Source organism: Pedobacter rhizosphaerae, from assembly GCF_900111155.1.
In the GTDB taxonomy this organism is placed as follows: Bacteria; Bacteroidota; Bacteroidia; order Sphingobacteriales; family Sphingobacteriaceae; genus Pedobacter; species Pedobacter rhizosphaerae.
In genome coordinates this window covers 223,891-245,100 of the sequence record NZ_FOGG01000006.1, presented here as the reverse complement: position 1 = coordinate 245,100, position 21,210 = coordinate 223,891, and the positions used below count along the sequence as shown (strand labels likewise).

Below are 21,210 nucleotides of genomic sequence, written 5' to 3'. Positions count from 1 at the left end.
AAGGGAGTTGAAAAAAGAAAGCAAAGGTGTCATGATGTTGAACCAGTGTTCGGGAATATTAAACAGAACCACGGGTTCCGCCGCTTCATGCTTCGGGGGAAAGAAAAAGTGGCAATAGAATGGGGATTATTGGCAATTGCACAAAATGTTAGAAAAAAAGCAGCCTAAAAAGACTTGCTTTTGCTCTTTTTAACAAAATGCTGGATAAATAAACATTTCTAGCCAGCAACAAAGAAATAACACATAGGATTTATTTAAATACAAAAAAGCTGCCTCATTTATTTTGAGACAGCCTCTTTTTTATTTTAAGGTTGTTTTATTAACCTGATCCTATTTTTCAGTGTATTTCCAAATATAAAAACGTTAATGCTTAGGAATGAGGCTGCCAAAATTTATCTGGATAGGTGTAGACTTTAATTTTTGATACATCTTAATCAACTGGATTAAGCTATTGGCTTCTACATTTTGAAATTCTACAACAGTTTCAAATTTAATTTGATTAGTGCCAATTTTTCTCCCTTTAGATTCAAGCTTTTTCAGGGCCAGTAATTTATCTGTGAGGATGGGTAAGGAAGCATCCTTTAATAATTTCTCAAAATCTATATGGAGGTGAAAGAAATCCTCAGCTGGTACTTTTTTAATGTTGAATGCAGCTTTGTTAACCGTATTAAACTGAACTTGATCGCCGTTGCTATTGAAATAGATTTGATATAAAGGTATTGCCGCGGCACTTATTCTACCAGTTGATAAATCGACCAGATTAGAATCAACCAGATATTTAGTAACAGCCCGGGCATCTGCATCCATATTGATATATAGCTGCGGAATTTTCCGGTCTATAACCTGTTTTTTTTCTATGCGTTCAAAATCATCGTTAAACTCAAAAGAAACTACAGTATCTTTCTTGTTGGTGGTTTTAAGCCATTCAATATCCATGTACCCTTTGTAAAAGCTTAAAAATCTTTGCTTTGCAGATGAAACCGCCGATCTTTTGTCTATCTTGAAATCGGCATTAAGCCACATCGATAGCGAACTGTTGGGATTTAGTTTTCGATGTTGTGGCTTTTCGAAAGGCAATATTTGATCGCTGGTAAACTCGCTGTTAAATTTAAGTTTGCCATCGTAAAAATTAAAAGTAGCAAGGCTTTCCTGACATTTAAAAGCAATGTGATCGGGTAGGGAACTAAGTGCTCCAAATTGACTATCCTTAAATTTTATAGCGTTTTGATTTGCCAAAATAGCGGTTAGAACCGACCTCAGATTACTTTTAGCAGGATGGTAACCAATAGCTACTTCTGTACTAGAAAATACAATGCTTAGTGTTGAATCAGGCAGTTGGGCAAAGGTATTTTTCGTTTTGCTGTCCTTCTTTATTTGCTTAAAATACCTGGTTATAAAACGACTAAACGCAATGTTGTCGTTAATTTTAAGCTTAGTGAAATAGTTACCCTGATTTCCCTTCAAGCTATACAAATAGAAATTGGCTGGAATTTCCAATCCCATATGGAGGTCTTCAATCCTTTTTTTAAGGTCTTTTTTTTCACTACCGGCGTACTGCTTGGGGTGTTTTAAATAACTTATGGCAATGGTTTTATACAACTCATCCACATTTATTTTTACCACACTTTCGGCGTTGGAAGGGATCAGGAAGTTATTTGCCTGAATTTGTCTGTATTTAAAAAAGCCAAAGTAAGCAACTGCCAGCAATGTAATAATTGCCAGCAGTATGATTAAAACTTTTTTCATGCTTATTTAGCCGCATTTTCTATTAATGAAAATAGATATTTCAATGCATTCTCGTGTCCGTTAGGAATTTCGGCACTGATATCAGCAGAAACGATATTGCCTTTAATGGGGTTAGATTTCATGTAGATGTTTCCCATCTTACCCAAAGTTTCGTTAAACTTAGCCGCAGTTTCTTTACCGCCAATTTCCTCATCAGGTACTTTACCTACCAGGTTTTTAGCATTAAATAAGAAGCTGAAGTTGTTTTTGGCCAATAAGTTTTTGTGGGCTTTACTGATATTGGTACGGTAGCTGTTGTTGCTGATGCTCTGTATCTCCGTTAAAGAATTTCCAAAGAACACGATACCATCTTTAATCATGAGATAAATATCGATCGGACTCTGTTTAGCTGCAATCTTATAAATATTTTGGTCAACACTTACTAATTTCTTATTGATCCCATAGTTGATCAACTTGTTAAATAATCGGGTGTCCTCTGAAGAAAACATGAATAAGAAGTCTGGTAAAGTTTCTTTTTTGGTTTTAGTTACTTCCTTGCGGTTGTAATCCTCATCATAATCGTAGCTGGTGTAAGTTACTTCTTTTGAATTCAGTCCATTAATTACAAATAAGGCATCACCCTTAACAACTTTACTCACCGCTTCTTCATCAAGGATCAGTGAAAATAAATCAGAACCGATCTCAATTTCCTGCTCCATGTTGCTGCCTAAGAAAGAACCGTAAGCTTGTTTCATAAATTTTGGAAACTCTTCTAAATAAGCTTTGGTATCAATAGAATAGCCCATAAAACCAATTGCTTTTTCGCTATTTACATATTTTAAGAAGTTTTTATTAATCTTCTTATTCATGATTTTTTTATATGCTTCAGCTTGTTCTTTTGCGAGTTCCAATCCTGTAGAAATGCGGAAACTGCTTTTATCCATAAATAGTTTTGCATTCAGGCTACCATAACCCTTCATGATATTGGCTTTTCCGTACGTACCAAATTCTGGTGCCACAGAACCATAAACATCTTGTAAACTCGAAACCCATAAAGAAGCAATAGCAGCATTGTCCAGGCTTTCTGTGTAAGATTTATTCTTTTCTATTGAAGGGTATTCAGTACTCAAAATCTGATCTGCATGGATTAAAATCCATTCGAGGGCCAGTTTTTTCTTTTTGCCTTCTTGTTCTGCTCTTGCTTGCTGATATTCATCATAAGCATCATCTGCTGGTGCTGCAACGGCTTCAACAGCAGCATCGGTAGTTGTAGGCATATCTACCACGTCAACTGCGTCAACTGCTTCAACATCAGCTATTGGAGGAGGGGTATATTGTTTTTTCTTTTTGACTGTTTTTTTAGCAGCTGCTTTCGGCTTTGCAGCCACTTTCTTTTTACCTTTTTTAGGGGCAATTTTCTTTTTTACTTTTGGAGGAGCCACCGGATAGGTTACATCCTCACTATAAGTTGTATCTGGGTACGTGGCCACAGCCGTGCTATCAACCGCTACCGCTGCCTCATCATAATTATTTTGATACCTGATATCCTTTATGCCATATTTGGCAGATTTTGCTGAATCAGCGAAAAAAGAACTTTTAATGCTGCCGTTAACGCCGCATAACATGGTATTGTTCCACATCAAAATACCAGAGCTGTCTGGTAAAATGTAAGTTCTCACGTCTCCTTTTTTAGTAAAACGTGTTTCCTTGCTTTTAATCAACTCATCAAATTTATTCGCGTCTTTTATCGGAATTAGAAAATGATGATAAGTAATACTATCATTTAGCTGATTAAAATAGTACATGCTTTTATCGAGATTGATACCGAAATCTTCAATACTGTTAAAGTTTTTATCCAAAGATTTTGAAGCTCCGGTTAAAAACTTTTTACCCAAAAAAGACTCATCAAAATCTTTAACAAACATCAGTTTAAAGAGATTGTCGCCTTTAATCGTGGCAACAGTAAAAGCGTTAGATGGAATTTTCTTAACGAGGTCTTGGGCAATAGCGCCCTTAAAAGTTAGAAAAAACGAGATGGCAATTAGAATTTTTTTCATTCAGTAGATGATTAAAACTTAGAGATTGATAACAGGGAAAGTTAATGCACTGTTCCAATCCTGATTATTTAGATAATTGTATTTGATTTGAAACGTTAATTTTTCCGTTGATTAGATCCAGAATACTGCTTTTTAGCATAACAGCCTTCCCAGATTTTGAGACGTTTGACGCTGGATTGCTGGAGTTTGTTACAGGAGACTCAAAACGATATATACTGGTGTAGGTTGCGCCATTGAAAACAGCCTTATCTTTACTTTTAAGCTTGTTATATTCTGTTTTTGCTGTTCCTACAGGCTGATATTTCCTGCTGAAGAGCTTTGTTGTTTTGTTAAAATTGTAAGATGAGGTATTTGGCGCTTTAATTTTTTGTTGAGCTAAAATGTTTTTAGTGATGTTGTTGATGTTGGAAACATCTTTAAAGGAGAAGCTGATTGTTGCAATGTAGTTATTGAAATCACTGGTGCTTTTTACGTTGGAAATACCTTCAGATTTTCTGAGATAGGCAACTGCCTCGTTTAGTTCTTGTTGGATTTTCTGCTTACTTGGCACTTTGTACCCATTTATACTATCCAGGAGCATAACAGATTGTACTTTGGTTTTGCTTTGGCTTAGGTTAATGGTTAAGATCACTTCACCAGTACCATCGTTATGCAGGGTAAGTTCTTCTATTACCTGAAAGCAAGAACTTAGCGCTGGAACAAGTATGATAAAAAGTAAAAGTCGGTAGAATTCCTTGAGCTTCATATGAGTTTTAATTTAGGATTGGAGAATAGGGATTGGGAATGGTTACCTGGGCTCAAACATAAGCAATATTGGTTATAAAATTAAACCCAATCGCAGACTAAGGCCTTTTTAATAAGAATCGTTATGGATAACTCAGTTCAAATAAAATTTTTATCACCAAACTATCAGCTAATTGTCAATATAAAGACAAGAAAAATGTAAAAGAAGGTTCCCTAAGCCTATTTTTTTATCTTTGTTGCCAGCTTTTACAATACTGTACATTATGAAGAAAAGTGCTATAATTGGATTAATCACCATAGCTATTTCAGTGGGAATTTTATTTAGCTTAAACGCAAATACAGATACCTATTCTAATTTTACCCAAGCCGCCAGTTCCGATAAGGAAGAGCATGTAATGGGATATTGGGAAAAATCTAAAGGCATGTATTATGATGCAGTTAAAGATCCTAACCATTTCGGCTTCCATATGAAGGATGAAAAAGGATTGGTTAAAGAGGTTATCTACAGTGGATCCAAACCACAGGATTTCGAGAAATCTGAAAAATTAGTACTTATCGGTAAAATGGAGAATGATAAGTTTTACGCGTCTAAAATTTTAATGAAATGCCCATCTAAATATAATGATAACCTTGTTGAAGTAAATAAAGACGGTAAGGTAGAATCGACAGGTAAAGACGGCAAGGTTCAACAATATAACTAATTTTAATGGATATTCAATTTGTAGGCGAAAACCTGCTACCTGGTAAAATAGGGCAGTTTTTTATTGTGCTGGCGTTTAGTGCTTCGTTACTTTCAACCATCGCGTATTTTTACGCCAGTCGAGAAAAAAATATAGAAGATAAATCTTGGCGCAATCTGGGTAGAATTGGATTCTTAGTAAACTGGGGTAGTATTATCGGTATTGGTGCTATTTTATTTTATTTGGTTTTAGGTCATTACAACGAATATAATTACGTTTATTTCCACTCTTCAAAAGAACTTCCTGTTTACTATATCATTTCTGCCTTCTGGGAAGGACAGGAAGGAAGTTTTTGGCTTTGGGCCTTTTGGCAATCTGTTTTGGGTACCCTATTAATCTGGAAGGCAAAAGATTGGGAAAGACCGGTAATGACCGTTGTCGCATTTTCTCAAGTGTTTTTAACATCCATGATGTTAGGGGTAGAGATTTTTGGCGAACGCATTGGCAGTTCACCTTTTATCCTGCTTCGCGATGCGGTAGATTTAAAGGCCATGGCTCCGGTTGTTTTTGCAAACCCAGAAAACTTTAGTCAATACCTGAAATTTATTACCGATGGTAGAGGTTTAAATCCATTGCTTCAAAATTATTGGATGGTTATTCACCCACCAACCTTGTTTTTAGGTTTTGCCAGTATGGTGGTTCCTTTTGCTTATGGAATTGCGGGTCTTTGGCAAAAGAAATATAAAGAATGGATTAAGCCGGCAATGCCATGGGCCCTTTTTGCCGTAATGATCTTAGGAACAGGTATTATTATGGGCTCTTTCTGGGCCTATGAAGCTTTAAACTTTGGTGGTTTCTGGGCCTGGGATCCGGTAGAAAATGCATCACTAATTCCATGGTTAACCTTAATCGGAGCTGTTCACGTGATGATTGCCTACAAAAACACTGGCCATGCATACTTCACCGCTATAGCCCTGGTTTTTCTTAGCTTTTTATTGGTATTATATGCATCATTCTTAACCAGAAGTGGAATTCTGGGCGATACTTCGGTACACTCATTTACCGATATGGGCATGTTTGGGCATCTTATTCTCTACAACGTAGTATTTGCAGTTTTAGCTATCTTCCTAATTGTAAAGAGATGGAAAGACCTGCCGATTACCACGAAAGATGAAGAAACTTACTCGCGTGAATTCTGGATGTTTATTGGGGCTTTAGTGGTAACCATTGCTTGTATCCAGGTGATCTTCTCTACTTCTGTTCCCGTGTTTAACAAAGCTTTTGGAACCAAGTTTACCCCTCCAATTGATGCTGTTAAATATTATAACCAGTGGCAGGCACCTTTCGCAGTATTAATTACATTGATTTCTGGTTTCTCACAATATCTAAAATATAAAAGAACCGATCCGAGAAAATTCTATAGCAGTTTAGTTTCTGCCGTAATTTTTTCTATGGTGCTCACTGCAGGTTTGGTTTATGTAGCAGAGATTTACACCAATACGATGTATATCCTGATCACCTTCAGCTGTATGTTCGCGGTATTATCTAATGCCAGCATTTTGTATCAGGCTTTTGGTGGAAAAGCAAAATTGGCAGGAGCAGCTGTAGCACACATTGGATTTGCATTTTTAATTTTGGGTGCATTAATTTCTGCCGCTACAAACAAGCCATTATCTATCAATGCCAATAACTTTATCCCGGTTAAGGATTTCGAGAAAACAGAGAAACCTGGTGAAAATATTATGCTGTACAAGAATGAGCCAAAGAAAATGGGCAAGTACACCGTAACTTATGTAGCCGATACAGCTGTAGCACCAAATACTTTCTACACCTTAAACTTTAAAGTTGTTGATGAGAAAACCGGCAAGGTAAAAGAAGATTTTGATCTTCATCCTCATGTTCAGGATAATGAAAAGATGGGCTTAATCGCATCACCTGATACCAAGCACTATCTAACTTATGATGTGTATACCCACATTACGAGTGCGGCTATTAAAAAAGAATCTCACGAGGATCATGAAGGTCACTCAGATGATGAAAATTATAAAGCACCAAGAATTGTTAAAGTGGCCGTAGGCGATACTATTCATACCTCTAGTGGCATTGTAACAGTTAAAGATTTGAACCGGAAGCCGGCTGCAAAGGATTTAGTACTTACCCAGGGCGATTTTGCCGTTGGTTTACCTTTAGAAATTAATGCTGCAGGTAAAGTGTACAATACAGAGCCAATCTTTTTGATTAAGGGTAATAATACATTTGATTTCGCCCGTAAAGTGGATGAATTAGATCTGAAGTTCCGTTTTTCTAAAGTACTTCCTGAAGAGAAGAAAGTAGAACTGCAGATTTTTGAGAAACCACAGCAAGCGAAGGACTGGGTTGTTTTTAAAGCCATTGAATTTCCTTTCATTAATCTGTATTGGGCCGGAACAATAGTGATGGTAATCGGTTTCTTATTGTCGATTTTTAGAAGAAGAAAAGAAGCTAAAATAGCATAAGATGCGGATCGTATTATTAGGTTCTGGTAATGTTGCCACACAGTTAGCCTTGGCGCTTAAAGCGATAGGCGAGGAAATTGTGCAGGTTTACAGCCCCAACTTAGTAAATGCAGAAGCTTTAGCTCGTTTAGTTGAGGCTGTAGCAATAAACAACCTTTCCCAGGTAGAACAACAGGCCGATCTGTATATCATTTCTGTTAAAGATGATGCAATAGGGGACGTGGCCAAGGGATTAAATGGTGTGAGTGGCCTTGTAGTGCATACCTCGGGTACAACCGATATAAGTATCTTATCGGGGCAAGTAAAGCGGGCAGGGGTGTTTTATCCTTTACAAACGTTTTCTAAAGGTAGAAATGTTTCTTTTAAACATATTCCGCTTTGTTTGGAAGCTGAAGAACAAGACCTGATTTTACTGCAGCAGCTCGCTGATAAATTAAGCAGTAAGGTTTATGAGTTGGATGGAGAAAAGAGAAAGGTTCTGCATTTAGCAGCAGTTTTTGCTTGTAATTTTCCAAATCATTTGTATGCTTTAGCAAATCAGATTTTACAACAACACAATTTAGATTTTGATATAGTGAGACCTTTGATTGCAGAAACTGCAGATAAGGTAATGGTCAATCTGCCTGATAATGTGCAGACTGGGCCAGCGATTAGAGGCGACGAGCGCACCATGGATAAGCATTTAACGATGCTATCTAACCTGCCTGAATTGCAGGAAATTTATCAAACCTTAAGCAATAGCATTAAAATAACACATAAATAGCGTAATTGCCGCTTTTGCTTATTACTTTTGCAAAATAATTATGAGCATTTTTAAACTTAAAATAAACTTTGAAGAGGCAGATCACGAGCCTGTAGAATTACCTATTGCCGCTGGCGAATCTGTTTTAGATGTTTGCCTGGATAATGGTATCGAGTTACAACATAACTGTGGTGGCGTATGCGGCTGCAGTACTTGCCATGTATACGTAACCAAGGGAATGGATAATATTCAAGAGATTTCTGATAAGGAAGAAGACTTTATCGATAGAGCAGTTCAACCAAAAATTACTTCCCGTTTGGGCTGCCAATGTGTAGTAATCAATGGAGATATTGAAGTAACCATTCCGGATCAGTCTGGATTTATGGGACACTAATTGAGTCTGGAGTCATTAGTTTGGAGTCTGGAGTCTCTGTATTGGCGCATGAAGACATGTGTCTGAAAAGCAATAAAAATAACGAAATAACAATTAACAAAACATGAATAACGAAAAGTTCGCATTACCATTTTACTGGAACGATTATGAAGATATCGCCATGTCTTTATATGAAAAATTTGGTGATGATTTTTCTGAAACAAAGATATACCGTGTTCGTTTTACAGATTTATTGGAATGGGTTTTAACGCTTCCAAATTTTAAGGGTACGAGAGAAGAAAGTAGCGAAGGCCATTTAGAGCAAATCCAGTCTGCCTGGGTTTACGAATGGAGAGACAATCAGTAATTAGTCCTAAGTCTTGAGTTTCAAGTCTGATAGTCTCGATCAATAAAGATGTTTCTGCAAAAGCTAAAAGATATTACCACTTTCATCTTTGATGTTGATGGTGTGCTTACGGATGGTTCTGTTCAGGTAACTGATAGTGGGCAATCTCTTCGTACCTTCAATATCAAAGATGGCTATGCGATGCAGCTGGCAGTTAAAAAAGGGTATAACCTCTGTATCATTTCAGGAGGAGATGGCATTGCTATGGCGAAGCGCTTTAGTAATTTAGGCATTACAGATGTTTTTCTAGCCGCTGGCGATAAAGTAGCCCTATTCCAAAAATACCTCACAGATAGAAATATTACAGCCGATGAAGTGCTGTACATGGGAGACGATATTCCCGATTTAAAAGTAATGAAGCTGGTGGGACTTCCTACCTGTCCGGCAGATGCTGTAGAGGAAATTAAAGCCATTTCAACGTTTATATCACCCTATAACGGTGGAAAGACAGCGGTACGCGACATCATTGAGAAAGTAATGAAGGTGCAAGGCCGCTGGAACGATGATAATCCTCAAGCCGTAGATTCAGGCAAGTAAAGTTCTGTAGCTAATGATGCCGCAGAGAAGAATTTCCCCAGGCTATAGATCTCCAATAAGATTATAAATTTCCGACATTAAAAATTTGCGATACATCATATTATGTACGAAATTTACAATATTAATTTAATCAATCGATTGATTAAATTAATATTGTAAAAAACGTTAATTTTAATGATATGAGCACATACCTTATACCTGTAGACTTCTCGAAAACGGCCGATCATGCGGCTAAATATGCTGCCCGATTAAGTTGGGCGATGAATGATGCCAAATTAATTCTGTTAAATGCTTACTACGTTTCTGAGTATGAGAGCATTTTACCAACACCAGATTTAATTGTTACTACTGATGAGCATATTGCTGATGAGATAACGAGAAGGAAAGACGCTTTAGAGAAGCTTAAAGGGAAATTACTCGAGATAAATCCCAATGCAGATATTGAGATTTCATTAACGCGGGAAACAATTTTAAGGTCTATTATTGATCGGGTAAATGTAGAACCAGTGGATTTGATTATCATAGGAAGTAACGGGAAAAAGGCTAAAGAGGAAAGTGATATAGGCTCCAATGCCATTAAGGTTTCGAAAGCAAGCCCGGTACCAGTTCTTGTCGTGCCACCCAAAGCAGATTATCAATCTATCCGTAAGGCTATACTGGCCTGCGATTTCAAAAAAGTACAGGAGGTAATTCCAATGCAAGCCTTAAAAAATATCTTGAGTAAACATGCAATCGAGCTTCTGGTATTAAATATCAATTCTGGGAATCAGGTTGATGCTGATGAAGAGCATTTCTTGTACGACATGCTGAAAGATTTTAGTCCCACATACCATTATGCAGAACACCCTGATACAATTAAAGGAATTGTAAAGTTTGCAAAGGCTGAAGAAGCACAGTTAATAATAGCGCTACCAAAGAAATATAGTTTCTTCGAAAATCTCTTGCATCAAAGTGTTTCTCAAAAGCTTACCATTAAATCACATATACCTGTGTTATTGCTTAAAGACTAGTTCTTTACTTTTTGCAACAGCGAAGTTACACGTGCAGATTTAAACTATTGATTTTTTTTAAGCTCAAATGAGTCTAAATTTTAAACAACAAAAACATGAAAAAATTAATGATGATTTGCGGATTAATACTAGGTATTGCTGGCTTTGCTAATGCGCAACAACAAGGTGGCGGACGTGGACAGGGTAGAATGATGATGAAACCTGAAGACAGAGTGAAGCAGTTGGATGAAAAATTAAAGCTATCTGATGATCAAAAAACCAAATTAACCGCTGTTTTTACTGAGCAGGCAGAAAGCATGAAAAAGATGCGTGATGAAATGCAAAATGGCGATAGGGATGCAATGAGAGAGAAAATGCAAAAAATGCGTGCAGATAATGATGCAAAAGTTACTGCTTTATTAACAGAAGATCAGAAAAAAACTTATGAAGCCTGGCAAAAGGAGCAACGTGCTGAAATGCAGAAGCGTGCACAAGGCGGTCAGGGTGGTGGAAATAACTAATACCCTCAAAATATAAATAACAAAGCGGCCATCTAAGCCGCTTTTGTTATTTTAGCCCAAAATTTCTATCATGTTATCGAATACACCAATTATACTCGCCTCGAAATCTCCTCGCAGACAGGAACTGTTAAACTTAATGGGATTAAACTTTAAGGTAGAACTAAAAGATGTAGATGAAAGCTATCCAGATGGCCTAAGCCCGGCAGAAATTGCTGTTTATATTTCAGAACAAAAAGCTAAGGCATTTCAGGCAGAAGGAGCTATCGTAATTACTGCCGATACCATTGTTGCTTTGAATGGAGAAATTTTAGGAAAACCAAGAGATCGAGCTCATGCTCAAGAGATGCTGGGTAAGCTATCGGGAAGCAAACATGAAGTTTTTACGGGTGTTACCCTGGTAAAAGGAGAACAAATGTATTCCTTTTATGATCGTACTGCTGTGTATTGCAAGGAAGTTACAACCGAAGAAATAGATTTTTATATTGATAACTATCACCCGTTTGATAAGGCTGGTAGCTATGGCGTGCAAGATTGGTGGGGCATTGTTGTGGTTCAGCGCATAGAAGGTTCGTATACGAATGTAATGGGGTTGCCAACAGAAAAGCTTTATGCTGAGCTTTTGAAATTTGTTTAAAAAGTTTATGGAATCCTTTTAAGTGGTTCATCATCTTTAAAAATTAATGGAGATGAAACCTAAAATTAAACAAATTACGATACCTAATCCATGCCAGCAAGACTGGGATGAGATGAAAAAGTTAGATGGATATAACTTCTGTACAGCATGTAGTAAGTGTGTAATCGATTTTACTGGATATTCTAATGCAGAGATCATTAAAACACTTTCTAACGCTCAGGGCTCAGTTTGCGGTCGTTTGAGTCTGTCTCAGCTTAATCAATTGAATTATCATTTATCAGTTGTTCCTGCTACCAATCGAAATTGGATGAAGTATTTAGGCGTATTGGCTATAGGGGCAAGTTTAATAATGCATGAGGCAAAGGCCGATGTAGCAAAAGCCCCAATCGAATTTCGTGATAGCACAGCCGAAAAGCCTAATGAAAAGCACACCAAGGTTAAAAAAATAGTTGGATATGTTTTAAATGCAAACAACAAACCTATAGCGGGAATAAGGCTTTCCATCTTAAATACATCTATTGTAATGACAACAGATGAGAAGGGGCGATATGAATTTAAGATACCGGACCGGTTCGATTATAAAAATACCTTACTGAAAGTAGAAAGTATCCAGTTTTCTGGTTCATTATCCATTAATTACGAGAAGGAGCTACAGTTACCTGTTAAGGTTGTTCCACAAGAAACATTTATTTTGGGAAAGATAGTGGCACCTGTTAAAGGTAGATAATTCACTGTTTGTTAATGAACTGACTTAATAAACCCATTTTTAAATCGTATGTGGATAACACCAGTTTGTTCAGTTGAATTCTCCCCATCACATAGTTAGTAATCAAGGCTGCAATTACAATCATATCTACCCGCAATGGAATCATGCCTTTCATTGCGGCCCTTTGGTCATGGGTAGCATTGATCAACTCAATAGCCGTAGCGATGTAATCGTCAAATTCGAAATTGAAAGTTTTTACATTTTTAATGTCGGTAGTTTGATTTTTCTTCTGGGTGATAAGTTCTGCGAAGGTTTCAAAAGCACCTGCAGAGCCGATTAAAACCTGGGGTTGATGAATTTCGCAGATTTCGAACAAATCGGTTAGCTGGTTTTGGATGTGATGGACTATGCCTCCTTTATCTTCATCGGAAATAGGATTTGAATGAAAGAATTGCTGCATAAGGCGGGCAGCACCAATGTTGTAACTTTTTTTCCAAATCAAACTTTGTTGATCACAGAGTATAAATTCTACGCTGCCACCACCAATATCCATAATTAAAGCACGTTCCTGAATGGCACCACTTAGTTTTACACCCTGATAAATTAACTCGGCTTCTTCATCACCAGAAATGGCTTCGATAGTGATATTGGCATGCTCCTTTACTTTACTTACAAAATCCTGCCCATTTTCAGCGCTTCTTACGGCTGATGTTGCAGTTGCCCTAACTTGGTCAACATCATATTTTTGAATGATTTCATCAAAGCTTTTTAACGTATTTAAACCTCGTTCAAAAGCAGCGGGTATAATGATATTTTCATTGATTCTACCTTCTCCCAGCTTTACTGGTACATTGGTTTTATAAAGGATTTCAAAGCTCGAATTTTTTACTTCAGCGATAAGTAAATGAAAGGTATTGGTGCCGAGATCTATAGCTGCGAAACGCATAAGTTTAATGTTTAGCCTTGCTAAAGGTAGAAAAAATATTTATTGGGCGGTAGGCTCGGTTTTTTATGAGCAATGACTTGCAATTTATTAAACGGGATAGCAACGGCAGCCCCGAGGTACGAGGGCTACAGTGAATAGCCCGACTAGCCTTAATAGTAGCAAAAACCTGCTTTTCGAAAAAAAATAAAACTTTTTGGAGTAATATTTGCTTTTAGAGGGATCAGATTTATGAAAACAAATTAAAACCTATGAAATCATTCTTAAAATTAACCGCCCTTGCGCTCGCACTATCATTTACAGCGTGTAAAAATGATGGTAAAAAAGACACTAATGCCAAAACAGCTTATGCGGAAGCAGATGATGATGATGCCAATGCCATTATTGAGTATAATAATGTGATGGTAAGCTTTACAGACAAGAATAACGATTACATTAAACGTATTGAAGACAATATCATAAAAATTGGAAAAGGACTTGAAAATCCGAATGACCGCTTTGCTTTTATCGGTTTAATATCGCCATTTTCGATTAACCATATTACGAGCAATAAAGTTAAACCCGATACCCCTCCTGATGCATTAAGTAGTGAAGATCAAAAGTTTTTCAAAGAAAACGTAGCCGCCATGACCAGCTCTCTAGATAAGATAAAGGAAACTTATAAAACTTTGGATGAGTATATAAAAGCGGAAGATTGGAAAGATGATAAGGGTGTTAAGGGAAAAGCGCTGGTTGATTCTATTTATAGTATGGGAAAAAAATATTATAGTTACGATGACCAGGTTTTAGCCAAGCTGGAAGTGATTGGGGATGACGCAGAAAGGATTATTTTAAAAACACATCCTTTAAAAGAGTATATATTCGCTTTAAAAGACGATAGAAGCGATGTAGCAGCCTTTACTAAACTGATGGCTGGTAGTGAAAACTACAAAGCCATTGAGGGGAAGGCGAAAACAGCTTATCAGGCTCTTGAAGATCAGTATAAAAAACATAGTGCGATGACAGCACCAGATGGTACAAAGTTTCCAGGTAAAGATGGATATTTTAAGAACTTCAATGACCGTTTAAATGATTACCTGATTGCTGCAAGAAAAATGATGCGGGATGCTTCTGCTTCAGGTAAATTAACAGAGTACAATATTGAAGAACTGGTACGCAAGCAAGACAATATGCGTTCTGCTTACAACAATTTCGTTGATTAATGAGTTAAGTTTGGCGTTTGGCGTTTGGCGTTTGGAGTTGGGAGTTGAACCAACTGAGTGCCGAAAAAAGCTTTTAAAGCAAGAAAACCGATACTATTTGATATCGGTTTTCTTATTATATTGATTTCGAAAAAAATGCTTATTCAAAATATTCCTTCATTCTTTCGAAGAAGTTTTTGTCGTTTTTACCAGGTTGTGGCTTAAAGTTTGGCGATTCACGCAGTTTTTCGAGTGTGCTGCGTTCTTCGCTGCTTAATGCTTTTGGTGTCCAGATGTTGATGTGAATAATCTCGTCACCTCTGTGGTAAGAGTTCACTTCTGGTAAACCTTTGCCTTTTAAGCGTAATAACTTTCCGCTTTGTGTACCTGGTTCTATTTTAATCTTCGCTTTACCATCAATAGTAGGCACTTCAATGCTCATTCCTAAGGCAGCATCAACAAAGCTTAAGTGTAAATCGTAAACGATGTTATTACCTTCACGTTTTAGCGTTTCGTGAGGTGTTTCTTCAATGAGGATGATTAAGTCGCCCGGGATGCCGCCGTTTGGTGCTGCATTACCTTTTCCGCTCATGCTTAACTGCATACCTTCACTCACACCCGCAGGGATATTGATGGTAATGGTTTCTTCACCTCTTACAACTCCATCGCCATGACAAACATTACATTTAGAAGTAATTTGCTGACCACTGCCATTACAAGTAGGGCAGGTAGATGCTGTTTGCATCTGGCCTAAAATGGTATTGGTTACTCTACGTACCTGGCCACTACCACCACAAGTACCACAAGTACTTACTGATGATTTATCTTTGGCTCCGGAGCCATCGCAGGTTTTACAAACGATAAGTTTATTTACCTTGATTTTTTTCTCTGCACCGTGTGCGATTTCTTCTAGTGTTAACTTAACCTTAATGCGCAGGTTGGTACCTTTGGCAACCCTTCTGCCACCGCGTTGCTGACCACCGCCGCCACCGCCAAAAAAGCTCTCGAAAGGGTTATGACCACCGAAAATATCTCCAAAATTACTGAAGATATCATCCATATTCATATGTCCGCCACCATAACCACCAGAGGCACTGCTGCCAACACCAGCATGACCGAACTGGTCATAACGTTGTTTTTTCTCCGGGCTGCTTAAAATTTCATAAGCTTCGGCAGCTTCTTTAAACTTATCTTCAGCGGCTTTGTCTCCAGGGTTTTTATCCGGGTGATATTTTATAGCCATCTTGCGATAAGCTTTCTTAATCTCATCGGCCGAGGAGCTTTTACTCACCCCTAGTATGTCGTAATAATCTCTTTTACTCATCTTTATTTTAATGATTGAATGAGGGAATTAGTGTATGAGAGAATAGTTTGTAACCTTCAATCATTCAAAAATTAATCATTCAAAATTATCTTGTTACGCTCCAACTACTACTTTAGCAAAGCGAATCACATTGTCATTTAAAGTATATCCCTTTTCTACTTCGTCTATCACTTTTCCTTTAAGGTCTTCTGTTGGCGCAGGGATGTTGGTTATGGCCTCATGAAAATCAGTATCAAAGTCTTTGCTGATACTTTCTACTTCTTTTAAGCCTTTCTGGCTTAAAATATTTTTGATTTTATGGTGTACTAAAAGTACGCCCTCTTTTACCGGAGCAACATCGGCAGCGGTTTCCATTGCTTTTAATGCACGGTCAAAATCATCAAGAACCGGTAGCATAGATACAATAACGTCTTTACCAGCTGTTTGTAATAATTCTACACGTTCTTTTTGCGTACGACGTTTATAATTGTCGAATTCGGCATATAAACGTAAATATTTATCATTTAGCTGTTGAACTTCTGCCTGTAATTTTTCTTCGGCAGTTAATTCTGGAGCTTGTTCTGTTTCATTGGTAGTGGCATCAGTGTTTTCCACATTTTCAGTGATGTTTTCTGATGTATTTTCAGTATTCATTATATTTTCTTCTTTATCGTTGTTTTTCTTCTTATTAAACATAATTGTAGGCTGAATTTTTTTGTGTTAATCTCAACTATTTTGCCATAAACGGAAATCAGCCAAGCTGTCAGATTTATTTGGTTTAAACTGAACAGTTTGGCTGATTAGCTGACGGATGTCAGTCTTGTTATGCTATTTGTGCATCCTCATGAACCACTCCGTTATCACATTTGATGATACGGGATGGAAAAGTTCGGATAATCTGATAATCGTGTGTAGCCATTAAAACAGCAGTTCCATTTTGACTGATTTGTTTTAACAGGGTTACAATTTCTTCTGATGTTTCCGGATCAAGATTTCCCGTAGGCTCATCTGCCAGAATAATTTCAGGGTCGTTTAGTAGTGCTCGTGCAATTACAATACGTTGTTGCTCGCCCCCAGATATTTCATGGGGCATTTTTTTAATTTTAGAACGAAGACCAACTTTATCTAAAACATCTTTAATGCGTTCGTTAATCAGTTTTTCGTCTTTCCAACCGGTAGCTTTCAATACAAATTCCAGGTTTTTTTCAATCGTTCTGTCTGTAAGTAACTGAAAATCCTGAAAAACAACCCCTAGTTTTCTACGCAAAAAAGGAACCTGGTTTTCTCTTAAGTTTTTAAGATCGAATCCAACAATATCTCCATTGCCATTGCCAATGTGTAAGTCGCCGTATAAAATTTTAAGCAAGCTACTTTTTCCAGAACCCGTTGCGCCGATTAAGAAAACAAATTCGCCCTTTTCTACATGTAAATTTACATTAGAGAGCACTAAGTTTTTTTGTTGAAAAACATCAACATTGCTTAAATGAATAACTGCGTTTCCTGCCATTTTATATTTCTAATTTAGCAATCTGCCCAAAAGGCAAATCTTTTACCACTTCCATAATGTATTCAAGTTTGTCGGCAAGTCCCAATTTATCGAGTGATTTATCTGGACGATCTACCCTAAAGTATGCCAAAAGCGTAAACTTGTCATCTCTTAGCTGCACGTAATCTGGAATTTTGGCTATGCCTTTTACTTTAATGATATACATTGTGCCCAAAAATAGCATTTCAAAATGAGAAGCGGAAAGATAAGGTTAATTAAGAATCGTGTTTTAGTGGATTGAATTCAAAAAATCGATAGTATTTACGTTATCTGCATAATCCCAAAGTTTAGGGTGCTGGCTTTGGCCAAAGGCATAAGTTGGGATTGATAAGGTTACGTTGCTCACTACACACTGGATATCTTCAGCTTTTTCTGTCAACGTTTGATTAATTGCGTTTAGGTCGTCGTATTCTTCGTAAAATACAACAGCCAGGGGAGAAGCCAGCGATTGGTCTTCTTTTAAGAGTAAGAAGCCGTTATCATAGTGCTTTGCGGCATTAACCAAATAAATGGATTTGTTGTAATCGTAGTTATTTTGGTATTTGAAATGGTTAATAATATCCTGATAAGACGTTAAGTGATCATAGAATTTTGCAATATCATATCCTTTAGGGAAGTACATTTTCGAAACATTTCTGCAGCCTAAGCCGAAGTAATCAAAAATATCATTTCCGAGGTTTTGAATATCGGCCTCTGTTTCCGAGCCATCCAATACCGCTACGCTATTCCGGTTTTTCCTGATGATATGCCGAACTTTACTGAAATAATATTCGAAATATCTGGATGAGTTGTTGCTTCCGGTAGCAATAACAGCATCAAAATCTTTTAATCGTTCTACATATTCGATATGAGATTCGAAAGCAGGCTCAATTTCGGTTAGTTTTGACAATACCGTTTTAATGAGTTTGTCATCGGAAGAGGAAAGCTTAATTAGGGCAATGTTACCCGTAGCCAAAACGCATAAAACATCGTGAAAACCTACCATGGGAATATTGCCTGCCAAGATAAGTCCTACTCTTTTTGAAGCAGGATTAAAGTTGACAGATCGGAACCATTGGTCAATATCTGTGGTGTTTAGCATCTCCCCAAAAGAAATTATTGATTTTTTTATATTATTTTGAGTGAACCAGGGATTGCTGCTTTCGGCGGTATAAATGGTATTTCCTAGTATGTCAGTAGGGTTTGTAAGCATTTGTCCTAAGGTTTTGAAGGCGCTAATTGCTTTATCATGTGTTAATGCTGACATATTTAGAATTATTATTAAGTGATTATATATTATATTTGCAACGCAAAGGTAAACTAAGCAAAAGAATTAGACGAAAACATGGCAATTAAAATAACAGATGAGTGTATAAATTGTGGGGCTTGCGAACCGGAATGCCCAAATAACGCAATTTACGATGCCGGTACTGCATGGCGTTTTTCTGACGGAACCAATCTAGAAGGCATTATTGATTTTGGAAATCAGCAAATTGAAGCAGATGCTTCTCAGGAAGCAGTATCTGATGAGGTATATTATATCGTATCGGATAAGTGTACAGAATGTAAAGGTTTTCATGATGAACCTCAGTGTGCTGCGGTTTGCCCTGTAGACTGTTGTGTGGATGATGAAGATATTCGTGAAACTGAAGAAGAATTATTAGCTAAGAAAGCTTGGTTACACCAGGAAGGATAAGCTGATTGAAGATATATTTTTGAAAAAAGACACTTTCGGGTGTCTTTTTTTGTTTAGGTGCTTAATGGGTGAGGTGGCTGGGGGCAAAGTGGGTAAGGAATTGTTTAATTGTTAAACTGTTTAATTGCTTAATTGTTGACTGCCAACGGCCTATAATTGTTTAGTTGCTTAGTTGGTGAGTTAGTTGGGGGCAAGGTGGTTAAGGAATTGTTTAATTGTTAAACTGTTTAATTGCTTAATTATTGACTAACAACGGTTTATGATTGTTTATTTGTTTAATTGGTGAGTGAGTTGGGGGCAAGGTGGGTAAGGAATTGTTTAATTATTAAACTGTTTAATTGCTTAATTGTTGACTGCCAACGGTCTATGATTGTTTAGTTGCTTAGTTGGTGAGTTAGTTGGGGGCAAGGTGGGTAAGGAATTGTTTAATTGTTGAACTGTTTAATTGCTTAATTGTTGATTACCAACTGACTATTGATTACAAACCTATCATGGCATTACATAATTGTTGAACGATTTAACTATTGCATACAGACTCATTGACCAATGAACTATTGAACTAATGAACCAATGACTAATGAACTATTGAACCAATCGCTAATCCACTTCGCATTTATTAGGAATAATTAAAACAGGGCAGGCAGATTTTCTGGCTACGTGCTCGGCTACGCTTCCCATTAAGAAGTGGTAAAGGCCAGTTCTGCCATAGGTTCCGATTACGATGAGGTCGGATCCCCACTCGTCTGACTGTTGAATGATGCCATGAGCTGCGGTATCTACAATACTCAGGTAAGTTGTTTTTATGCCTCTCCCAAATTTGTCTTCAATTTCTTTGAGCAGGATGTGGCTGTTTTCCTCGCTATTGTCGTATGTTTCTAAAAATACTGGTGCTAAAGTTAAATCGGGGTTTACATTGGCAGGGATAGGCTCGATAATATTAACCAATGCTACTTCAGCACTGAATTTTTCGGCCATATCATAACCCGCTTTCGCTGCTTTTTCTGAGCAGGTGCTATTATCAACTGCGATTAGTATTTTCTTAAAGTTCATGGCGAGCAGATTTAAATGTGATCATCATAAAAATAACAAATTTGCTGGCAAAATGTTAGGCAATTGATGTAAATTGTTAGTTTTACATACCTTTTAGTAAAAGAAGCCAATGGAAAATCAATATGGTATTTGTCGGGTTGCAGTTGCGCCTTTAAGAGCTGATGCATCGGATAGAGCAGAAATTGTATCTCAATTATTATTTGGAGAAGCAGTAGAAATTATCCAAAAAGAAGAGCGTTGGTGGTTGATCCAGAATGGTCATGATGGTTATCAGGGTTGGATCGATTTCAGACAAATTACCAGTTTATCTGAAGCCCAATTTCAGGATTTAAAAAGCTGTACTCAACTGGCTCCATTAAGCTTCAACAATGTACTGAGTGCAGAAGATGGTAGCTTATACCATTTAAGTCCGGGAAGTAATTTGCCGTTTTTTAAGGATGGTTTTTGCTTTGCCGGACAGGAAAAGTTTCAATTGAACTTTACTCCACACGACAACAAGCAGGCAGATTTTAGTCGCGATGTTGAGGCAACTGCCAAATTTTTCCAAAATACACCTTATTTATGGGGTGGCCGACATGCATTTGGTTTAGATTGCTCTGGCTTTGTTCAGGTGGTATTTAAAATGTTGGGTATCCAGTTAAATCGCGATGCTTCACAGCAGGCAGAACAAGGTAACCTAGTGGGTTTCCTCTCCGAATCCAAATTGGGTGATGTCGCTTTTTTCGATAATGAGGAAGGAAGAATTACACATGTTGGAATCATGCTCAGCCCGAATGAAATTATTCATTCTTCTGCTAAAGTTAAAATTGATCCTATTGATGATCAAGGGATATTCAGTAAGGAATTAGGCCGATACACGCATAAGCTGAGAATAATAAAACGATTTGTGGAATAGGATTTCAA

24 protein-coding genes are annotated in these 21,210 nt (G+C 37.3%); 14 read left to right on the top strand and 10 right to left on the bottom strand.

The window, feature by feature from the left end; all coding sequences use genetic code 11:
* On the top strand, positions 1–168 hold a 168-nt coding region (locus BMX11_RS07210), incomplete at its 5' end, for a transposase (protein WP_139180140.1).
* Between the two features lie 195 nt (positions 169–363).
* On the opposite strand, the gene BMX11_RS07205 is transcribed toward BMX11_RS07210, so the two are convergent.
* From BMX11_RS07205 to BMX11_RS07195, 3 genes are all read right to left on the bottom strand, one after another.
* Complete coding sequence (locus BMX11_RS07205; protein WP_090882915.1) at positions 364–1,746, bottom strand: hypothetical protein; 1,383 nt, start codon at positions 1,744–1,746, stop codon at positions 364–366.
* 2 nt (positions 1,747–1,748) lie between these two features.
* Positions 1,749–3,782 (bottom strand): hypothetical protein, encoded by a 2,034-nt coding sequence (locus tag BMX11_RS07200; protein ID WP_090882913.1) that lies wholly within the window; start codon positions 3,780–3,782, stop codon positions 1,749–1,751.
* A gap of 64 nt (positions 3,783–3,846) precedes the next feature.
* Positions 3,847–4,527 (bottom strand): hypothetical protein, encoded by a 681-nt coding sequence (locus BMX11_RS07195; RefSeq protein ID WP_090882911.1) that lies wholly within the window; start codon positions 4,525–4,527, stop codon positions 3,847–3,849.
* A 262-nt stretch (positions 4,528–4,789) separates the two neighbouring features.
* On the opposite strand from BMX11_RS07195, the gene BMX11_RS07190 reads away from it, so the two are divergent.
* From BMX11_RS07190 to BMX11_RS07145, 10 genes are all read left to right on the top strand, one after another.
* The gene (locus BMX11_RS07190) at positions 4,790–5,227 is read left to right on the top strand and encodes a cytochrome c maturation protein CcmE domain-containing protein (protein ID WP_090882909.1); all 438 of its coding nucleotides are present in this window, start codon (positions 4,790–4,792) and stop codon (positions 5,225–5,227) included.
* A 5-nt stretch (positions 5,228–5,232) separates the two neighbouring features.
* Positions 5,233–7,701 (top strand): cytochrome c biogenesis protein CcsA, encoded by a 2,469-nt coding sequence (gene ccsA, locus BMX11_RS07185; protein ID WP_090882907.1) that lies wholly within the window; start codon positions 5,233–5,235, stop codon positions 7,699–7,701.
* A 1-nt stretch (position 7,702) separates the two neighbouring features.
* Positions 7,703–8,464, top strand: coding sequence for a Rossmann-like and DUF2520 domain-containing protein (locus BMX11_RS07180; RefSeq protein WP_090882905.1), 762 nt, complete (start codon positions 7,703–7,705; stop codon positions 8,462–8,464).
* 40 nt (positions 8,465–8,504) lie between these two features.
* Entirely contained in the window at positions 8,505–8,837 is a 333-nt protein-coding gene (locus BMX11_RS07175) for a 2Fe-2S iron-sulfur cluster-binding protein (RefSeq protein ID WP_090882903.1), read from the top strand.
* 103 nt (positions 8,838–8,940) lie between these two features.
* The gene (gene iscX / locus BMX11_RS07170; protein WP_090882901.1) at positions 8,941–9,183 is read left to right on the top strand and encodes a Fe-S cluster assembly protein IscX; all 243 of its coding nucleotides are present in this window, start codon (positions 8,941–8,943) and stop codon (positions 9,181–9,183) included.
* Positions 9,184–9,231: 48 nt separating this feature from the next.
* Positions 9,232–9,759 (top strand): KdsC family phosphatase, encoded by a 528-nt coding sequence (locus BMX11_RS07165; RefSeq protein ID WP_090882899.1) that lies wholly within the window; start codon positions 9,232–9,234, stop codon positions 9,757–9,759.
* Between the two features lie 179 nt (positions 9,760–9,938).
* The gene (locus BMX11_RS07160; RefSeq protein WP_090882897.1) at positions 9,939–10,769 is read left to right on the top strand and encodes a universal stress protein; all 831 of its coding nucleotides are present in this window, start codon (positions 9,939–9,941) and stop codon (positions 10,767–10,769) included.
* A 95-nt stretch (positions 10,770–10,864) separates the two neighbouring features.
* A complete protein-coding gene (locus BMX11_RS07155) occupies positions 10,865–11,269 on the top strand; it encodes a hypothetical protein (protein ID WP_090882895.1) in 405 nt (134 codons plus the stop codon).
* A 70-nt stretch (positions 11,270–11,339) separates the two neighbouring features.
* Positions 11,340–11,903, top strand: coding sequence for a Maf family protein (locus tag BMX11_RS07150; RefSeq protein ID WP_090882893.1), 564 nt, complete (start codon positions 11,340–11,342; stop codon positions 11,901–11,903).
* A 52-nt stretch (positions 11,904–11,955) separates the two neighbouring features.
* A complete protein-coding gene (locus BMX11_RS07145) occupies positions 11,956–12,630 on the top strand; it encodes a peptidase associated/transthyretin-like domain-containing protein (RefSeq protein WP_139180139.1) in 675 nt (224 codons plus the stop codon).
* A 1-nt stretch (position 12,631) separates the two neighbouring features.
* Here BMX11_RS07145 and BMX11_RS07140 read toward each other — a convergent pair whose 3' ends face one another.
* Entirely contained in the window at positions 12,632–13,555 is a 924-nt protein-coding gene (locus tag BMX11_RS07140) for a Ppx/GppA phosphatase family protein (RefSeq protein ID WP_090882889.1), read from the bottom strand.
* Between the two features lie 248 nt (positions 13,556–13,803).
* Between BMX11_RS07140 and BMX11_RS07135 the strand changes: the two genes are divergently transcribed.
* Positions 13,804–14,754, top strand: coding sequence for a YiiG family protein (locus tag BMX11_RS07135; RefSeq protein WP_090882886.1), 951 nt, complete (start codon positions 13,804–13,806; stop codon positions 14,752–14,754).
* A 139-nt stretch (positions 14,755–14,893) separates the two neighbouring features.
* On the opposite strand, the gene dnaJ is transcribed toward BMX11_RS07135, so the two are convergent.
* The 5 genes from dnaJ to BMX11_RS07110 all read right to left on the bottom strand — a co-directional run bounded on the left by dnaJ (position 14,894) and on the right by BMX11_RS07110 (position 18,828).
* On the bottom strand, positions 14,894–16,057 hold the full coding sequence (gene dnaJ, locus BMX11_RS07130) for a molecular chaperone DnaJ (protein WP_090882884.1): 1,164 nt from the start codon (positions 16,055–16,057) through the stop codon (positions 14,894–14,896).
* A 93-nt stretch (positions 16,058–16,150) separates the two neighbouring features.
* Entirely contained in the window at positions 16,151–16,732 is a 582-nt protein-coding gene (locus tag BMX11_RS07125) for a nucleotide exchange factor GrpE (protein ID WP_090882882.1), read from the bottom strand.
* A gap of 127 nt (positions 16,733–16,859) precedes the next feature.
* Positions 16,860–17,543: a cell division ATP-binding protein FtsE gene (locus BMX11_RS07120; protein ID WP_090882880.1), complete on the bottom strand. Its 684-nt coding sequence runs from the start codon at positions 17,541–17,543 to the stop codon at positions 16,860–16,862.
* Position 17,544: 1 nt separating this feature from the next.
* Positions 17,545–17,748 carry a fructose-6-phosphate aldolase gene (locus BMX11_RS07115; RefSeq protein ID WP_090882877.1) on the bottom strand — a complete coding sequence of 68 codons (204 nt, stop codon included), beginning with the start codon at positions 17,746–17,748 and terminating at the stop codon, positions 17,545–17,547.
* A 63-nt stretch (positions 17,749–17,811) separates the two neighbouring features.
* Entirely contained in the window at positions 17,812–18,828 is a 1,017-nt protein-coding gene (locus BMX11_RS07110) for an acyl-CoA reductase (protein WP_090882875.1), read from the bottom strand.
* Between the two features lie 78 nt (positions 18,829–18,906).
* Here BMX11_RS07110 and BMX11_RS07105 point away from each other — a divergent pair, with 78 nt between their 5' ends.
* Positions 18,907–19,257 (top strand): 4Fe-4S dicluster domain-containing protein, encoded by a 351-nt coding sequence (locus BMX11_RS07105; RefSeq protein WP_090882873.1) that lies wholly within the window; start codon positions 18,907–18,909, stop codon positions 19,255–19,257.
* 597 nt (positions 19,258–19,854) lie between these two features.
* Here the strand turns inward: BMX11_RS07105 and BMX11_RS07100 are convergent.
* A complete protein-coding gene (locus BMX11_RS07100; RefSeq protein WP_090882871.1) occupies positions 19,855–20,307 on the bottom strand; it encodes a universal stress protein in 453 nt (150 codons plus the stop codon).
* 109 nt (positions 20,308–20,416) lie between these two features.
* Here BMX11_RS07100 and BMX11_RS07095 point away from each other — a divergent pair, with 109 nt between their 5' ends.
* The gene (locus tag BMX11_RS07095) at positions 20,417–21,202 is read left to right on the top strand and encodes a C40 family peptidase (RefSeq protein WP_090882869.1); all 786 of its coding nucleotides are present in this window, start codon (positions 20,417–20,419) and stop codon (positions 21,200–21,202) included.
* Positions 21,203–21,210 lie beyond the last annotated feature (8 nt).

Coding starts and splice junctions, on each gene's coding strand:
- iscX (WP_090882901.1), top strand. CDS start 8,941: ATGAATAACGAAAAGTTCGCATTACCATTTTACTGGAACGATTATGAA.
- BMX11_RS07110 (WP_090882875.1), bottom strand. CDS start 18,828: ATGTCAGCATTAACACATGATAAAGCAATTAGCGCCTTCAAAACCTTA.
- BMX11_RS07200 (WP_090882913.1), bottom strand. CDS start 3,782: ATGAAAAAAATTCTAATTGCCATCTCGTTTTTTCTAACTTTTAAGGGC.
- BMX11_RS07140 (WP_090882889.1), bottom strand. CDS start 13,555: ATGCGTTTCGCAGCTATAGATCTCGGCACCAATACCTTTCATTTACTT.
- BMX11_RS07100 (WP_090882871.1), bottom strand. CDS start 20,307: ATGAACTTTAAGAAAATACTAATCGCAGTTGATAATAGCACCTGCTCA.
- ccsA (WP_090882907.1), top strand. CDS start 5,233: ATGGATATTCAATTTGTAGGCGAAAACCTGCTACCTGGTAAAATAGGG.
- BMX11_RS07190 (WP_090882909.1), top strand. CDS start 4,790: ATGAAGAAAAGTGCTATAATTGGATTAATCACCATAGCTATTTCAGTG.
- BMX11_RS07120 (WP_090882880.1), bottom strand. CDS start 17,543: ATGGCAGGAAACGCAGTTATTCATTTAAGCAATGTTGATGTTTTTCAA.
- BMX11_RS07145 (WP_139180139.1), top strand. CDS start 11,956: ATGAAACCTAAAATTAAACAAATTACGATACCTAATCCATGCCAGCAA.
- BMX11_RS07205 (WP_090882915.1), bottom strand. CDS start 1,746: ATGAAAAAAGTTTTAATCATACTGCTGGCAATTATTACATTGCTGGCA.
- BMX11_RS07180 (WP_090882905.1), top strand. CDS start 7,703: ATGCGGATCGTATTATTAGGTTCTGGTAATGTTGCCACACAGTTAGCC.
- BMX11_RS07150 (WP_090882893.1), top strand. CDS start 11,340: ATGTTATCGAATACACCAATTATACTCGCCTCGAAATCTCCTCGCAGA.
- BMX11_RS07105 (WP_090882873.1), top strand. CDS start 18,907: ATGGCAATTAAAATAACAGATGAGTGTATAAATTGTGGGGCTTGCGAA.
- BMX11_RS07135 (WP_090882886.1), top strand. CDS start 13,804: ATGAAATCATTCTTAAAATTAACCGCCCTTGCGCTCGCACTATCATTT.
- BMX11_RS07175 (WP_090882903.1), top strand. CDS start 8,505: ATGAGCATTTTTAAACTTAAAATAAACTTTGAAGAGGCAGATCACGAG.
- BMX11_RS07160 (WP_090882897.1), top strand. CDS start 9,939: ATGAGCACATACCTTATACCTGTAGACTTCTCGAAAACGGCCGATCAT.
- BMX11_RS07125 (WP_090882882.1), bottom strand. CDS start 16,732: ATGTTTAATAAGAAGAAAAACAACGATAAAGAAGAAAATATAATGAAT.
- BMX11_RS07115 (WP_090882877.1), bottom strand. CDS start 17,748: ATGTATATCATTAAAGTAAAAGGCATAGCCAAAATTCCAGATTACGTG.
- BMX11_RS07165 (WP_090882899.1), top strand. CDS start 9,232: ATGTTTCTGCAAAAGCTAAAAGATATTACCACTTTCATCTTTGATGTT.
- BMX11_RS07155 (WP_090882895.1), top strand. CDS start 10,865: ATGAAAAAATTAATGATGATTTGCGGATTAATACTAGGTATTGCTGGC.
- BMX11_RS07195 (WP_090882911.1), bottom strand. CDS start 4,527: ATGAAGCTCAAGGAATTCTACCGACTTTTACTTTTTATCATACTTGTT.
- BMX11_RS07095 (WP_090882869.1), top strand. CDS start 20,417: ATGGAAAATCAATATGGTATTTGTCGGGTTGCAGTTGCGCCTTTAAGA.
- dnaJ (WP_090882884.1), bottom strand. CDS start 16,057: ATGAGTAAAAGAGATTATTACGACATACTAGGGGTGAGTAAAAGCTCC.